The following is a 15,137-nucleotide window of genomic DNA, read 5'->3' on the forward strand; positions in this document are numbered from 1 at the left end:
TGATTTATTGAATAATTTATTTTTTCTTTGTACTTTGAATAATATTTATATCGACTATGAAAAAACTAAAGTTGTTTTCATTAATAGCATTGAGTTCTACACTTGCATTAACCAGTTGTGGCGGTTCGGGTACCAGCAAAGGCGGTGGTACTAAAAAATTTGTCAGCAAGACAGGTTGGAAACCAAACGAAAAACAGGGTTGGTTTTTTGCAGGAAAGCAACAAAAACAAAAAGGTTGGCCTGGAATGGTATATGTGGAAGGTGGAACTTTTACCATGGGATTAGTGAAAGATGATGTAATGCATGATTGGAACAATTCACCTCGCAGAATGCAGGTAAGTTCGTTCTTTATGGGTGAAACTGAAATTACTAACTACGAATACCGCGAATACCTTACATGGTTGAAGTATGTATTCCCGCCAAGTGATCCTAGTTACAAAGAAATTTATAACGGTGCTCTACCGGATACTCTTCTTTGGGATAATAAATTATCCAGAAATGATTACAACGAAACCTATTTCCGTTCTGCGGAATATGACTATTACCCGGTTGTAGGTGTTTCTTGGACACAGGCTAACAGATATTGCGAATGGCTTACTGACAGAGCGAATGAAAAAGCTTTAATGCAGGCTGGTATAATTTCAAAAGATTTGTATATCAACGAATCTAATAACCAAGGTGGTACAGCTTTCAATATGGATAAATTCAAATCGAATGATCCAGAGATGCAAGGCTATATTAATGAGAAAAGAATGCAGCAGAAAAATGGTATTAAAACGACCAACCAAAGATTGATTGCTGCCAATAGATCTCCATCTTCAGCAATGGTTACCAAATTCAGACTTCCTACAGAAGTTGAGTGGGAATTTGCAGCATTGGGCATGGAGAAAAACAGAGAATACAACAACTATTTAGAGAAAACACCTCAAATAGAAATGTTGAGAGATAAAAGAGGAGAAATCCTTGCCAACTTTAAGCAGGGTAGAGGAGATTATTCCGGACCTGCAGGATGGAAGAATGACGGAGCTGCTAATACTTCAGATGTAAGACAGTTTCCTTCAAACAGCTTAGGGATCTACGGGATGTTTGGTAACGTAGCAGAATGGACTGCAGACGTGTATAGACCAATCATTGATGCTGAAGCAAGTGACTTCAATTATTACAGAGGAAATATGCCTCAGGCAATCGTAAGAAACGGTGACGGAACTTACAAAATGGTTGAAGAAGGTTCTATTGAATTTGATACTTTAGATGACGGAAGGTTACTTTACAAAAAATTACCTGGTCAGTTTGAAAGGGAAACTGTTGCAGATTACAGAAATTACAGAGATGGAGACAGAATGTCTTCTCTGGATTATAGAAATGCAAGTGATTCTGCTTCTTCTTATGATATGTACAATTCGCCAAAAACAAGATTTATTGTTGATAGTGACGGAAGAGTGATTCTACAGAAAGATACCAAAGACAGAACTTCTGCTATATCTAACGAGGTAAGAGTGGTAAAAGGTGGTTCTTGGCAGGATTCAGCTTATTGGTTAGATCCGGGACAAAGAAGATTCAAAAACCAGAATTCTGCATACGGATGGATTGGTTTCCGTGTTGCTCAGGATGCAAGAGTAAGCGACAAATCTAGAACTAGAAGATAAAATATTTATCAAAATACTTTCAAAAAACCTCCCATATATTCGGGAGGTTTTTTATTTTTGAATCATCAATTTAAGCTTAAAATTTACAGTTCAAATAACACGAAGCTCTTACCATAACCGATAATAATTTTATGAATCCTGAACAGTTTTATCCTATATATTTGAATGCAGAAAAGGTAACAATAGACAGCAGAAAGGTGTCTGAAAATGATGTTTTTTTTGCTTTTTCCGGCGAAAACTTTGATGCAGCTACTGTTGCTGAAAAAGCTATTGAAAACGGAGCTTTGGCTGTAATTGTTGAAAATAAAGAATTTGAAAATAAGGATAAAAAGATATTTTACGTTCATTCTACTTTAGAGTTTTTACAAAATCTCGCAATTTATCACAGGACTCAAATCAATATTCCTGTAATAGGTCTCACGGGAAGTAATGGCAAAACGACAAGTAAGGAACTAATTCATGCTGTTCTTTCGGAGAAATATCAGGTGCAATACACCCAAGGAAATCTTAATAATCATATTGGCGTCCCGCTTACGATACTTTCGATAAAGCCAAAACATGAAATAGCAGTGATTGAGATGGGAGCCAATCATCAGAAAGAGATTGAATTTTTATGTAGCCTTGCAAAGCCGAATATCGGGTACATTACCAATTTCGGCAAAGCCCATCTCGAAGGATTTGGAGGGTTTGAAGGAGTTATTAAAGGGAAATCTGAATTATACGATTACATCCAGAATCATAATCAAGTAGTTTTAGTCAACGAAAAAGATCCTGTTCAGACAGAGAAAACATCAAACTATCCTTCTAAAATCACTTTTGGAAACAAAGAATCAGATTATTATTTTGATTTTTTCTCAGAAGAACATTTTATGGGCTTAGAATATAATAACACGAAAATTATTACCCAATTGACAGGGGATTATAACTTTACCAATGTATGTGCAGCGGCAAGTTTAGGGCTTTATTTCGGGGTTGATATTTTTAAGATAAAATCGGCATTAGAAAATTATACTCCAACAAATATGCGTTCGCAGATTGTTAAAAAGGAAAATAGAACGCTTGTTCTGGATACTTATAATGCTAATCCAAGCTCTATGACGGCATCTTTGCTTAATTTTAATACCTTTGAAGGCTCAAAAACTATTATTATAGGAGATATGCTGGAATTAGGCGATGAAAGCGAAATAGAGCATCAAAATATCCTTAATCTCGCAAAAAAATTAGATTTTGATCAGATAATAACTGTTGGAAATGAGTTTAAAAAAATAAATAATTTCTCAATTTCATTTTTAACGACAAACGATCTCATCAGTTATTTAGAAAATAATGCAGTAGAATCAGATAATATTTTATTAAAGGGTTCTCGAGGCATTGCTTTAGAAAAATCAATTGATTTTATATAATTTTAAATCTATACTGACATACAGTTGTCTTAATGTTAAATTATATTTGAAGAAATATTTAAAATCTTTTGAAAATGAGTTACTGTTCCGCTATTGAAAATATGCAGCCTGAAAGCAGAAAAATGCTTCATAAGAAGTATCATGATCATTATTACGGATTTCCTATTCATAATGATAACGAATTGTTCGGAAGGCTTGTAATGGAGATCAATCAGGCGGGATTAAGCTGGGAAACAATTCTAAAAAAGGAAGATGGTTTCAGAGCAGCTTATGATAATTTTGATATAAAAAAAGTCGCCTTTTATACAGAGGAAGATCGTATACGCCTTCTAAATGATACTGGAATTATCAGAAATAAGCTCAAAGTAAACGCAGCTATTGAAAATGCTAAAACCATTCTTGAACTGCAGAAAGAATTTGGATCTTTTGAAAAATGGCTTGAGCATCATCATCCGAAAACTTTACAGGAATGGATGAAGATTTTCAAAAAAACATTTAAGTTTACAGGTGGAGAAATCGTTAACGAGTTTCTGATGAGTATTGGCTTTCTAAAAGGAGCTCATGAAGAAAGCTGCTGGGTAAATCGTGAAATTATACAGCATAAACCAATGTGGAAAAAAGAATAGTTCTATTCTACAATCTGGCTTTTTAGTCTTTCAGTAATCATGTTAATGATTCTTTTATTAAACATTTTATTTTGTGTGTAGTATATCTGCAGTTCTTCAACATCCATCATTCCGATAGTCATTCCGATGTATATATTTTTTAGCATATTATCTTTCTGAAAGCTGTTGTCAATAAAAATATTCCGTTTTTCGCTGGAAAATGATTCCCAGTTTATCTTCGTATTTTTCAGATAATGAAAAAAGTTTGTCAGAAAAATATCATTTTGTAATTTGATAATAGGTCGGAGTACGGTGTTTTGAAACAATTCTTCTGCGGTCACAGATTCAGAAATTTCTATATTCAGATTTTCTCTAAGTTCTATTTTTGATGCCATTTTTTTATTATTGAAGCTGGTTAAAAATTATTTTTTACTTATCATTTAATCATTAAAGGTTTTAAATTAAAATCAACAAAATTGAAGAATATAACACAAGTTTTTTTGATTAAAAATTTATATAGAAAGATAATTACAAAAGATTGATAAAACAAAAAAAGCTTTCTCTGTTGAGAAAGCTTTCTGAGGTGCCTAGCGGATTCGAACCGCTGTAGATGGTGTTGCAGACCACTGCCTAGCCGCTCGGCCAAAGCACCGTTTTCAGTGGTGCAAATATAGCAAAAATTAAATTTGATACAAATTTTTTAAGCAATTTCTTTGCTGCCGATTTCCTCAATATCTCTTTTACGCTGTAACTCAGTGGAATATTCTTTAATATCAATTACTCTTGTATCGCTCCATGAATCATGCCATCCGTTTTCTCCTAAAAATGAAAGAAAATCAAAAGGTACAATTCTCGAAATATTTCGAATAAAGTAATCTTTTAACGCAGGATTTTCACCATCAATGGTAATTACTTTGGTTCCCGTAATATATTTTGCTAATGTTCTTCCTTTTGTAAAATATTCAGTTAAAAACATATAAACAACATAAATTAATGAAGTAATAATAATATCCCAAAATCTTGCAATTTCAGAATATTCTAAGAAAATTTCTGTGAAATAATATTGATCTAATAAGCGATCAATAAGTCCTCCTGCAAAGCCGATACTCAATATGATAAGATTGAATATTAATCTGTCAATTACAAAATTTGCCAGTCTTTTCCATTTCGAAGCTCTGTTACGATCTATGATTTGTAAATATTTTCTCATGATTGAAAGTTATTAGTTTTATCAAAATCCTTTTAAGATAAGTTTTAAATTGGCTTTGGTATCAATGATGGCAGTAATCCCATTTTCATTCAGCAGAATTTGTGAAGGTTTTAAATTAAAGACTTTTCCATTCAATTGTAAACCTTTATAATATTCTTTATTAAAGGCTTCTTCAATACTTTTCTTAGATGAAGTTTCAATATCCTGCGTTGGGATTCCATATTCGTCTTCAATCATCTTTACAATTTTTCCTCTGAATAAAAGAGTTGCAGTTTTTTGAAGAATATTATTAGTTTTAAGTTTAAATTTTGTTTCTGAAAGTACAATTTTTCTCTTTGACTCGTCATAAACAGGAACTCCTGATATAAAAGAAGTACCGTTTACATAACCTTCTGTCTCGGCTTCTATCGTAATTCTGTTGTCGTCTTTATAGACTTTAATGTCGGTGATTTTAACTTTAGAATTACGAACATCATATTCTTTATTCTGAAACATTCTTCTTGCAATATTCGTAGCTTCTGAAAATGGAATATTAGCGGTTGTCTGCAAAAGAAATTCGTTGGCAAGCAGCGGGATAAAATTAAAGTCCATTACTGCTTTTGCTGGCTGCGAGGATTCAGGTTTTGTTCCGGTGAAAGTTTCAGAAAAAATATCAATTCCGATATTGGTATCTATCTGATTTCCATAGAATTTGAGCGGAGTAATATTGACGTTTACCGGTGTGATTTTGAGCCATGTGTTATATTCTTCAGAAATATTAAATGGTTGTGAAAAAGCATTCCATGCTAAGACAGCATACTCCTGGAAGTTGAGCTGCGAAGCCATTTGCTGATCCATTGTTTTACAAAAATTATATTGCTGTTCTTTAAGGCTGGTTTCCACCAAAGAAGTAATCGGGATTTTTATTTTTCCGAAATCCAGAACGGGTTTTGTTACCCATTTAAATCCCATTGGCTGGGTAAATGTACTTACCGACCAGTTGTTTTTTAAACTGACTGCAGTTTTAAAATACATCACCGTTTCAAAAGTTGTCTGTTGATAAGAATAAATTCCGAGTGTGCCGATGCCTTTTTCGGCCCATATTTTCAAAGGAACTTCAATTAGGATATTTCCGTTGGTGTCACCTACTAATCTGATAGGTCGGGTCTTCCAGACTTTTACTTTAAACTGATCATTATTATTATCGGTATAAGAATCATCCTGAAAAATAAGATCTTTTATAGAAGCATTGACCATATTACTGATTTCCGACAACGGAATCGTTACCGGCATGGTAATGCTTGATTTTATTTTTGGAAAACTATAAGCTACCGAAATATTGCTGGTTTGGCTCAATAATCTAGTGCAGAAAAGTAATGCAACGAAAAAATAACTAATTTTCACCCAAAGATTTTTTTGTTGATGTGAAATTAATTATTTTCTGCAATTCCTCCTAATAAAAAACTTTTTTCCAGCTCAATGCTTGCTCCTTTCATTTCACCTTTCATTGGCGGGCTGGTTTTAGTTATTTTAAGTTTAATATAAGAAATCTGATCAAATTTTTCACGGATTTTTGCGATAATCCTTCCAGCAACATGTTCCAGAAGCTTAGAATTAATCTTCATCTCTTCGTGTATAATTTCATTGATTTCCGCATAGCTTATTGTGTCGTTTAGATCATCAGATTCTGCGGCAATCCAAAGATCGGTATGAATTTCCAGATTCAAAATATAATACGTTCCAATGATATTTTCTTCTGGTAAAACGCCATGGTAAGCGTAGACTTTTACATCTTCGAGATATATTTTGCTCATGATTAGCTATTTAATGTAATTAAATTATCTGTACAATACACAAATTGTTTCGTTCTAAAATCATGTATTCGTAACAGAAGACATTTAAAAAAAGCGAGCCAAAAACCCGCTTTTAAAATTTATTTTATACTTTTCGAAAGATCAAGCATTGCTTCAATCGGCTTCAGAGCTTTCAAACGGAGCTCTTCATCAATTAGGATTTCCGGCAGCTCATATTTCATACATAAATATAATTTTTCCATTGTGTTGCGTTTCATGTAGAAACATTCTGAGCAGTTGCAGCTTTCATCAAAAACCAGAGCAGGAATCAACTCTTTATGCGGAGCTCTTTTTCTCATTTCATGTAAAATTCCTTCTTCTGTGGCGATGATAAATTTCTGACAATCATCCTTTTCTACAAAATTCAATAGTGCAGAAGTTGAGCCTATAAAATGAGCCAGTTTCAAGACAGCTTCTTCACTTTCAGGGTGTGCGATGAGTTTTGCGTCCGGATTATCTGCCAATTGTTTTGCAATTCTTTCCATTGAGAACGCTTCGTGTACGATACAGCTTCCGTCCCAAAGAATCATATCGCGACCCGTTTTTTGAGATAAATATCTTCCTAAATTTTTATCAGGAGCAAAAATAATCGGTCTGTCTTTTGGTAAAGCTTCAATTACAGTTTCCGCATTAGAGCTGGTAACGATAATGTCACTTTCTGCTTTTGTTTCCGCATTGCAGTTAATGTAGGTTGCGATCAAAGCATTAGGGTGTTGTTCACGCATTTTTCTAAGACCTTCTCCACTGCATCCGTCAGCAAGAGAACATCCTGCCATAGTGTCGGGAAGCACCACTTTTTTTGTAGGATTCAGAATTTTTGCTGCTTCTGCCATAAAATGAACTCCACAGAAAACAATCATATCGGCGTTTGTGTCTTTTGCCTGTCTCGCCAATTGAAGAGAATCACCAAGAAAATCAGCGATATCCTGAATTTCTCCAGGCTGATAATAATGCGCCAGAATAACGGCATTTTTTTCTTCTTTCAGCTTCAAAATTGCTTTTACAAGATCTTCTCCCTGCGGAATCTGAATTTCTTTGATGTCTAAAAATCCTTTTACAGGAAGATTTGCTTTGGCTTTATCTAATGTTTCTGTACTCATGTAAGTCAGTGTTATTAATATAGGAATTAGGAATTCTCTTTAGATTAGACTTCCATTTTCCCATTGAGATTTTATTTCTTTATAAAATTTTCGATTAAATTTTTTATTTCATTTTTTGCCTCATCCAGATCTTTATTAATCACAATGATGTCAAAGTTTTCAGCATAAGACATTTCTTCTTCGGCTTTTGCAACTCTTATTTTAATGGTTTCTGCATCATCCGTATTTCTGTTGATCAACCTTCGTTCCAATTCTTCAATGGAAGGTGGTTCTATAAAAATTGACAGTGCTTTTTCCTTAAAATATTTTTTTAATGAGATTCCGCCCTTTACATCTACATCAAAAATAACCACTTTTTGGTTACTCCAGATTTTTTCAACTTCAGATTTCAAAGTTCCGTAATATTTGTCGGTATAAACTTCTTCATATTCTACAAAAGCATTTTCAGAAATTTTTTGTCTGAATTCATCAGGAGAAATAAAATGATAATCTACGGTGTGAATTTCACTTCCTCGCGGCTGTCTTGTAGTGCAAGATATAGAAAACTCCAGTTCAGGAAACTGTTCCAGAGCATATTTTACCAATGTTGTTTTTCCGCTTCCTGATGGTGCTGAAAATATGATAACCTTATTCATTTTTTTTAGTTATGAATGATGAGATTTTAAATAATGAGTTTTGAAATCTGTAGTTTATAACTCATTATTATTAACTTGTAACTTTTATAATACGTTTAATGTCTGCTCTTTAATTTTTTCCAAATCATCTTTCATCATCACGACTAGTTTCTGAATTTCCGCATGATTGGCTTTCGAGCCTAGTGTGTTGATTTCTCTTCCGATCTCCTGCGAAATAAATCCTAATTTTTTTCCGTTAAAATCTTCATTATTCATCACTTCCATATAGTATGTAAGATGTTGTGATAACCTTACTTTTTCTTCGGAAATGTCTAATTTTTCCGTAAAATATGCCATTTCCTGATAAAAACGTGTTTCATCTACGTTTTCAAATTCTTTTAAAGTTTTCTGATACCGTTCTTTTACAGAATTGATTCTCACTTCTTCAAAAGGTAAAACTTTTGAAAGATAAAGGTCAATATTCTGAATATTTCGTTTAAGTTCTTCATGAAGAGTTTTTCCCTCAGTTTTTCTGAATTCCTGAAACTTATCTATGGCGGTATTTACAATTTTTGCCAAAGCTTCCCATTCACCTTCATTCAATTCATCAGGTCTTGAGGTAACAGCATCAGGAAGTCTTACTGCCATTTTCAGGTATTCAAAGTCAGGTCCGTCATCAGCAATTTTGCGAAGTTCGGAAATATAGGAGTCAATAAGATTTTTATTAATTTTCACATCGCTGCTTTCTTCCAGATTTTCCAGATTGATATAGCAGTCTACTTTTCCACGGATAATTCTGTCATTCAGAATTTTTCGGATTTCAAATTCTTTTTCTTTATAACGCAAAGGAACTTTGATGTTGAGATCAAAACTCTTAGAGTTGAGCGATTTAATATCTATTGAAATTTTTTTTCCTTCAAAAACGCCTTCGGCTCTACCAAAGCCGGTCATTGATAAAATCATACTTTTTAATTGTTGTACAAAGATAAACATTTCAGTGCATGTTTTGGCATAATCAACTTTGACGGTAAAATGAATTAAATAAAATTGAAGACTTTCACTTTGCTTAATTTTGAGAAATTTTAACCTGTTTTTTGTTTTTAAGTTAAAAAATAAATTTACCACATTTTCGTACATTAGCGCAGTGAAAGCGAAAAATTTGATTTCTGTAGTAGGTCCGACCGGAATCGGAAAAACCAAACTGGCAATAGAATTGGCTAAATATTTTAAGACTGAAATTATTTCGTGCGATTCGCGTCAGTTTTTTAGAGAAATGAAAATTGGTACTGCGTCTCCTTCGGAACAGGAATTAGCCCAAGCACAACATCATTTTATCGGCAATCTCTCGGTAGAAGAATATTATTCTATCGGGCAATTTGAAACTGATGCTCTGAAAAAACTTGATGAACTTTTCGAACAACATGATTTTGCCATTCTTGTCGGGGGAAGCATGATGTATGAAAAGGCGGTAATTGAAGGGTTGAATGACCTGCCGGAAGCGAACGAAGAAAATCAGAGAAAATTACAGGAAATTTTACAGACAGAGGGTATTGAGAAGCTTCAGGAAATTTTAAAAGACCTTGATCCTGAATATTTTAAGGTGGTTGATTTTTATAATTACAGAAGGCTTTTGCGCGCTATTGATATCATTTGGCAAACCGGGAAAAAATATTCTGAGCAGATTGCTGTTTCTCAGGATTCCAGAGATTTTAATGTCATCAGAATTGGAATTGAAGCTCCCAGAGAAGAATTGTATGATAGAATTAACCGAAGAGTAGATCTTATGATAGAAAACGGACTTATGGAAGAAGTAAAAAGTCTTGAGAAGTTTAAAAATTTTACGGCTTTGAAAACTGTTGGTTATTCAGAACTTTTTAAATATTTTGAGGGAGAGTGGGATTTGGATTTTGCAGTTTCTGAAATTAAAAAAAACAGTCGCAGATACGCAAAACGTCAGCTGACATGGTATAGAAAATCTGATGATATTTATTATTTGTCACTGGGTTATTCTGAAAATGATTTCAGGAATTTATTAGAATATATTCAGCAGAAAACTAAAGTATAATACAAAAAAAGTCCTCTTTTCGGAGGACTTTTATAGTTTATTGAATCAGAGAATCAGAATTAAGCTAAAATTCTTTTTACAGCTTCTTTTACAGCGGCTGCATCAATTTTATATTTTTTCATCAATTCTGCAGGAGTTGCAGATTCTCCAAAAGTATCATTTACCGCAACAAATTCCTGTCTTGTCGGTCTTTTTCTTGCCAACATCCCTGCAACAGATTCTCCCAGACCCCCAAGATAATTGTGTTCTTCGGCAGTTACAATTTTCCCGGTTTTTTCAACAGACTTCAAAATGATTTCTTCATCTAGAGGTTTAATTGTATGGATATTAATAACTTCACAAGAGATTCCTTCTTTTTCCAGTTCGTCTGCAGCAACCAGAGATTCCCAAACTAAGTGACCGGTTGCCACAATAGTTACATCCGTTCCTTCCTGAAGCATGATTCCTTTTCCGATTTCGAAAGGCATATCTTCCGGAATAAAAACAGGAACAGTTGGTCTTCCGAATCTTAAATAAACCGGACCATGATGGTCTGCAATAGCAAGTGTTGCAGCTTTGGTTTGGTTGTAATCACAAGGATTAATTACGGTCATTCCCGGAAGCATTTTCATCATTCCGATATCTTCTAAAACCTGATGCGTTGCTCCGTCTTCACCTAAAGTAAGACCAGCATGAGAAGCACAGATTTTCACATTTTTATCTGAGTATGCAATTGACTGACGAATCTGGTCATACACTCTTGAAGTAGAAAAGTTGGCAAAAGTTCCTGTGAAAGGAATTTTTCCAGCAATGCTTAACCCTGCAGCAATCCCCATCATGTTGGCTTCTGCGATACCTACCTGATAAAACCTTTCAGGAGCTTTTTCGATGAATTTTTCCATTTTTAAAGAACCGATAAGGTCAGCACAAAGCGCAACAACATTTGGGTTTTTATCTGCTAATTCTGCTAATCCGGCTCCGAAACCAGAACGTGTATCTTTTTTTTCTGTATATGTATATTTCATGAGAATTCTAAAATTTATTATTGATTAATGATGTTTGATAATTGATGTAGAGAAATATCATTGATCAATTATCACTGATCATTTCGTTTAATAATCTGCCGGAGCTTCTAAGTATAACTGTTTGAAAGCGGTATCCAATTGATCGTCATTAGGCGCTTTTCCGTGCCATGCGTGAGTTCCCATCATAAAATCTACACCGTTCCCCATCTCAGTATGAAGAATAATCGCAACAGGTTTTCCTTTTCCGGTTTCAGATTTTGCTAATTCTAAAATAGCAATTACCGCTTCGAGATCGTTTCCTTTTTTCTCCTCTAAGACCGTCCATCCGAAAGCTTCCAATTTAGCGTGAAGATTTCCTAGGGAAAGCACATTTTCTGTGCTTCCGTCGATTTGTTGTCCGTTATAATCTATGGTAGAGATAATATTGTCAACTTTTTTGGCAGCAGCATACATCAAAGCTTCCCAGATTTGACCTTCCTGCAATTCCCCATCACCGTGAAGGGTGTAAACTAAAGAAGTGTCACCATCCAGTTTTTTTCCTTCAGCAACACCCAAAGCAACAGAAAGTCCCTGTCCTAAAGATCCTGAAGCGATTCTTACTCCAGGCAAACCTTCGTGAGTAGTTGGGTGACCTTGTAATCTTGAGTCTAATTTTCTGAAAGTTCTCAATTCATCCACAGGAAAGAAGTTGAATCTTGCCAAAGTAGAATAGAAAACCGGAGAGATATGTCCGTTGGAAAGATAGAAGTGGTCTTCATTTTTCCCTTCCATAGTAAATGGAAGATTGTATTTCATTACTTTGCCGTAAAGTGCTGTGAAATACTCTGTACATCCTAAACTTCCACCGGGATGACCGGAGTTTACAGCATGAACCATTCTTAAAATGTCTCTTCTGATTTGCGTAGTAAGAGATTTCAGCTCTTCAATACTTTTACTCATTTTGATAGATTTATTTGCGTGCGAATTTACAATTTTTTGATGGTTTACGGAAATGTAAAAAATCCGGTTGTTGAAGCCGGATTTTGTGTTAATAAATTAATATTTTATTATTTTCAAATTAATAAATTAGTTTCTAAACTTTTAAGAATTCTTCCATCCTCGGTTTTCCATTCTGTTAAACCATTAGCATTTCTTCCCATTACTATAGCTGCAGCATAAGATGGACTTGAAAAAATAAAGTCTTCAGTAAATTGATTATTCACAATTATTTCTTTTTTTAATAACTCTTCCCTGAAGTTTTTAAAAGAATTTGATAATGATGGTGTAACTGAATCGGCTACTTTTGATCCTTTTAGAACCAGAAATCCTTCAGATGTTTGTTCTCCTGTAGCCTCGCAACCTCTTGCAGATGTAATGTATAAAATTTCTTTGTTTTTTGAAGATTGGGAATTTTCTCTTTTATCTTCAAAAACTTTGTGACCAAGGGTATTAACTAATAGAAATATATAATTTAGAAACTCTTCAATTTCAGCTCGGTCAGATTCTGAAATTGAAGATTGGGTAGGTATACATCCGTTTTCTAAAATATATCTGTTAGTTTTTGTTGCAGTTTCATGAAGTCTATTTTCGAGGTACTTAATATGTGCTTTATTCAGATTCTCGTCTTTACTTGTAAATACAATTGCTTCATTCCAAAAGTCTTTACTGGAAAGGTGTTGATTTAATCTATTAAAAACATTTTCTGCTTCCCCAATGTAAACTAAATCTTTATTACTGTCATTTTTTCCTAATAACAGATAAACTCCTGTAGACATTAAATCTTTTCGATCAACACAATCTTTAATTTTTATTCTAGGGATTTTATATGCTTTACCCGTCCAGTTTGATAATTCGCAGGACATTCTTCCATTTGGATCACCGTCTATTAGAAATATTTTAATTGTTTTACCGAAAGCCATTATTTAATTTTTTTAAAATATAAAGTTTTGCTTTTAGCAATAATACTTTATGAAATAACCTAAAAAGTTCTTTGATAACGATAATTTATACTACCTTCAAATAATTCTTATTTTTAACCAGCCACAATCCTATAAAAGTCAGGAGTCCGTTCAGAATAATCAATTCTACACCGATTCTGTAATTAGTGGTTTCGGTTACGGTATAATTAATCAAATACGTTAAAACAGGAGCAAGAAGCGTCACTACAAGAATTGAATATTTTCTCGAAATTTTAAATTTGGTAAAAATTCCAAAAGCAAAAAGTCCTAAAAGTGGTCCGTACGTGTAACCGGCAACTTCCATAATTAGATAAACAATAGATTTATCATTTAATGCTTTAAAAACCATAATTAAAAGAAAGAAAATAGCTGTAAAAGTTAAGTGAACTTTCATTCTCAGGCGTTTTTTCTGTTTTTCTGTTTTCTTTTTGTCTTCATTAAGATTTAATAAATCTACGCAGTACGAACTGGTAACGGCGGTTAAAGCTCCGTCTGCAGAAGGGAAAAGTGCAGAAATAAGCCCGATAATAAAAATTACAGAAATTGCCATTGGGAAATATCCGTTCAACGATAAAGCAGGGAATAAATCGTCTCCCATAATATTGGTAACATTGCCCGAAGCATCTTTGAATCCGAAAACATTAGAAACAACCTCTTTTCCGTCTACAATATTGGTGATTTGAGCATAACCCGCTCCATTTTGCAAGGCAAAAAGATAGAGTAGACCACCCAAAAACAAGAAAGCAAGATTTACAATAAGTAAAGTTCCGGCAAAAGTGAGCATATTTTTCTTAGAATTCTGAAGATTATCAACCGAAATATTTTTCTGCATCATTTCCTGATCAAGCCCGGTCATCGCAATAGTAATGAACATTCCACCTAAAATGGTTTTCAGAAAAAATGTTTTTGAATTAGGATCTAAATTGATGAAATGAGTATAATTTTTCTGCTCTAAAATCGTGTACGCTTCACCAAAAGATAAATTCAAATTAGATAAAATATAAACGATGCAGGCAATCAAACTGATTATCATAAAAGATGTCTGCAAAGTATCGGTAATAACAATGGTTTTAACCCCGCCTTCAAAAGTGTATAAAAGCACCATCAGTAAAAGCACCAATGCAGTCAGCCAAAACGGAACTCCCAATGCTTCCAGTAAAAATATCTGTAAAACATTCACAACCAGATACAACCTTGCTGTAGCGCCAATTGCTCTTGAAACAATGAAAAATACCGAACCGATTTTGTGCGCTTCAACATTGAATCTCTTCCCTAAATAAGTGTAAATTGAAGTGAGATTCATCTTATAATAAAGCGGAAGAAGGATGGCAGCAACAATAAAATAACCGATGAAAAAACCGATCACCATCATATAATATTCAAACCCTCCGAAAATATATTCACTTCCTGTCATTTTTCCGACAGTTCCCGGAACGGAAATAAAAGTAACCCCGCTTAAGCTGGTTCCGATCATTCCGAAAGCAACGAGCCACCATTTACTTTTTTTATTTCCAATAAAAAAGGATTGGTTATCAGCGTTTCGGCTTGTGAAGTACGAGATGACCAAAAGCCCGATGAAATATATAAAAACAAATAGCAAAAGGATTGTTCCTGAATTCATGCTTACAAATAATTTTCAGCAAATATAGTTTTTTTTCAAATGTAGCTGGATGTTGGATGTTTGATGATGGAAGTTTTTGGAATTTAATTCGAAATTAAAA

At 33.8% G+C, this 15,137-nt stretch carries 15 protein-coding genes and 1 tRNA gene; 4 read left to right on the forward strand and 12 right to left on the reverse strand.

Annotated features, from left to right (window positions below):
- Positions 1-56: 56 nt before the first annotated feature.
- The 3 genes from gldJ (at position 57) to FOL89_RS12030 (ending at position 3,675) form a co-directional block, all read left to right on the forward strand.
- On the forward strand, positions 57-1,646 hold the full coding sequence (gene gldJ / locus FOL89_RS12020; RefSeq protein ID WP_144283041.1) for a gliding motility lipoprotein GldJ: 1,590 nt from the start codon (positions 57-59) through the stop codon (positions 1,644-1,646).
- Between the two features lie 131 nt (positions 1,647-1,777).
- Positions 1,778-3,049 (forward strand): UDP-N-acetylmuramoyl-tripeptide--D-alanyl-D-alanine ligase, encoded by a 1,272-nt coding sequence (locus tag FOL89_RS12025; protein WP_144283042.1) that lies wholly within the window; start codon positions 1,778-1,780, stop codon positions 3,047-3,049.
- A gap of 74 nt (positions 3,050-3,123) precedes the next feature.
- Positions 3,124-3,675: a DNA-3-methyladenine glycosylase I gene (locus FOL89_RS12030; protein WP_144283043.1), complete on the forward strand. Its 552-nt coding sequence runs from the start codon at positions 3,124-3,126 to the stop codon at positions 3,673-3,675.
- A gap of 2 nt (positions 3,676-3,677) precedes the next feature.
- On the opposite strand, the gene FOL89_RS12035 is transcribed toward FOL89_RS12030, so the two are convergent.
- The 8 genes from FOL89_RS12035 to FOL89_RS12070 form a co-directional block, all read right to left on the reverse strand.
- On the reverse strand, positions 3,678-4,049 hold the full coding sequence (locus tag FOL89_RS12035) for a glyoxalase (protein ID WP_144283044.1): 372 nt from the start codon (positions 4,047-4,049) through the stop codon (positions 3,678-3,680).
- 186 nt (positions 4,050-4,235) lie between these two features.
- Positions 4,236-4,306: transfer RNA gene (locus FOL89_RS12040), tRNA-Cys, on the reverse strand.
- 48 nt (positions 4,307-4,354) lie between these two features.
- Positions 4,355-4,864: an RDD family protein gene (locus FOL89_RS12045; RefSeq protein WP_144283045.1), complete on the reverse strand. Its 510-nt coding sequence runs from the start codon at positions 4,862-4,864 to the stop codon at positions 4,355-4,357.
- Positions 4,865-4,885: 21 nt separating this feature from the next.
- Complete coding sequence (locus FOL89_RS12050) at positions 4,886-6,247, reverse strand: DUF4403 family protein (RefSeq protein ID WP_228444908.1); 1,362 nt, start codon at positions 6,245-6,247, stop codon at positions 4,886-4,888.
- A gap of 26 nt (positions 6,248-6,273) precedes the next feature.
- A complete protein-coding gene (folB, locus tag FOL89_RS12055; RefSeq protein ID WP_144283046.1) occupies positions 6,274-6,660 on the reverse strand; it encodes a dihydroneopterin aldolase in 387 nt (128 codons plus the stop codon).
- A gap of 116 nt (positions 6,661-6,776) precedes the next feature.
- Positions 6,777-7,796 carry a quinolinate synthase NadA gene (gene nadA, locus FOL89_RS12060; RefSeq protein WP_144283047.1) on the reverse strand — a complete coding sequence of 340 codons (1,020 nt, stop codon included), beginning with the start codon at positions 7,794-7,796 and terminating at the stop codon, positions 6,777-6,779.
- Between the two features lie 71 nt (positions 7,797-7,867).
- Positions 7,868-8,431 (reverse strand): guanylate kinase, encoded by a 564-nt coding sequence (gmk, locus tag FOL89_RS12065; protein WP_144283048.1) that lies wholly within the window; start codon positions 8,429-8,431, stop codon positions 7,868-7,870.
- A gap of 84 nt (positions 8,432-8,515) precedes the next feature.
- The gene (locus tag FOL89_RS12070; RefSeq protein ID WP_144283076.1) at positions 8,516-9,373 is read right to left on the reverse strand and encodes a YicC family protein; all 858 of its coding nucleotides are present in this window, start codon (positions 9,371-9,373) and stop codon (positions 8,516-8,518) included.
- Positions 9,374-9,554: 181 nt separating this feature from the next.
- On the opposite strand from FOL89_RS12070, the gene miaA reads away from it, so the two are divergent.
- A complete protein-coding gene (miaA, locus tag FOL89_RS12075; protein ID WP_144283049.1) occupies positions 9,555-10,475 on the forward strand; it encodes a tRNA (adenosine(37)-N6)-dimethylallyltransferase MiaA in 921 nt (306 codons plus the stop codon).
- A 59-nt stretch (positions 10,476-10,534) separates the two neighbouring features.
- Here the strand turns inward: miaA and FOL89_RS12080 are convergent, their stop codons facing one another.
- The 4 genes from FOL89_RS12080 to FOL89_RS12095 all read right to left on the reverse strand — a co-directional run bounded on the left by FOL89_RS12080 (position 10,535) and on the right by FOL89_RS12095 (position 15,037).
- Positions 10,535-11,479: a transketolase family protein gene (locus tag FOL89_RS12080; RefSeq protein WP_144283050.1), complete on the reverse strand. Its 945-nt coding sequence runs from the start codon at positions 11,477-11,479 to the stop codon at positions 10,535-10,537.
- Positions 11,480-11,566: 87 nt separating this feature from the next.
- Positions 11,567-12,418 carry a transketolase gene (locus FOL89_RS12085; RefSeq protein WP_144283051.1) on the reverse strand — a complete coding sequence of 284 codons (852 nt, stop codon included), beginning with the start codon at positions 12,416-12,418 and terminating at the stop codon, positions 11,567-11,569.
- A gap of 113 nt (positions 12,419-12,531) precedes the next feature.
- Positions 12,532-13,377: a GIY-YIG nuclease family protein gene (locus FOL89_RS12090; RefSeq protein WP_144283052.1), complete on the reverse strand. Its 846-nt coding sequence runs from the start codon at positions 13,375-13,377 to the stop codon at positions 12,532-12,534.
- A gap of 85 nt (positions 13,378-13,462) precedes the next feature.
- Positions 13,463-15,037 carry a sodium:solute symporter gene (locus FOL89_RS12095; RefSeq protein ID WP_144283053.1) on the reverse strand — a complete coding sequence of 525 codons (1,575 nt, stop codon included), beginning with the start codon at positions 15,035-15,037 and terminating at the stop codon, positions 13,463-13,465.
- Between the last annotated feature and the right edge of the window lie 100 nt (positions 15,038-15,137).

The sequence above is a fragment of the Chryseobacterium echinoideorum genome (assembly GCF_007474535.1).
Classification (GTDB): Bacteria; Bacteroidota; Bacteroidia; order Flavobacteriales; family Weeksellaceae; genus Chryseobacterium; species Chryseobacterium echinoideorum.

Bases quoted from the DNA above. Each gene is read 5' to 3' on its own strand.
- gldJ (WP_144283041.1), top strand. From the start codon at position 57: ATGAAAAAACTAAAGTTGTTTTCATTAATAGCATTGAGTTCTACACTT.
- FOL89_RS12035 (WP_144283044.1), bottom strand. From the start codon at position 4,049: ATGGCATCAAAAATAGAACTTAGAGAAAATCTGAATATAGAAATTTCT.
- FOL89_RS12030 (WP_144283043.1), top strand. From the start codon at position 3,124: ATGAGTTACTGTTCCGCTATTGAAAATATGCAGCCTGAAAGCAGAAAA.
- FOL89_RS12070 (WP_144283076.1), bottom strand. From the start codon at position 9,373: ATGATTTTATCAATGACCGGCTTTGGTAGAGCCGAAGGCGTTTTTGAA.
- FOL89_RS12085 (WP_144283051.1), bottom strand. From the start codon at position 12,418: ATGAGTAAAAGTATTGAAGAGCTGAAATCTCTTACTACGCAAATCAGA.
- FOL89_RS12090 (WP_144283052.1), bottom strand. From the start codon at position 13,377: ATGGCTTTCGGTAAAACAATTAAAATATTTCTAATAGACGGTGATCCA.
- gmk (WP_144283048.1), bottom strand. From the start codon at position 8,431: ATGAATAAGGTTATCATATTTTCAGCACCATCAGGAAGCGGAAAAACA.
- FOL89_RS12045 (WP_144283045.1), bottom strand. From the start codon at position 4,864: ATGAGAAAATATTTACAAATCATAGATCGTAACAGAGCTTCGAAATGG.
- nadA (WP_144283047.1), bottom strand. From the start codon at position 7,796: ATGAGTACAGAAACATTAGATAAAGCCAAAGCAAATCTTCCTGTAAAA.
- FOL89_RS12025 (WP_144283042.1), top strand. From the start codon at position 1,778: ATGAATCCTGAACAGTTTTATCCTATATATTTGAATGCAGAAAAGGTA.
- FOL89_RS12095 (WP_144283053.1), bottom strand. From the start codon at position 15,037: ATGAATTCAGGAACAATCCTTTTGCTATTTGTTTTTATATATTTCATC.
- FOL89_RS12080 (WP_144283050.1), bottom strand. From the start codon at position 11,479: ATGAAATATACATATACAGAAAAAAAAGATACACGTTCTGGTTTCGGA.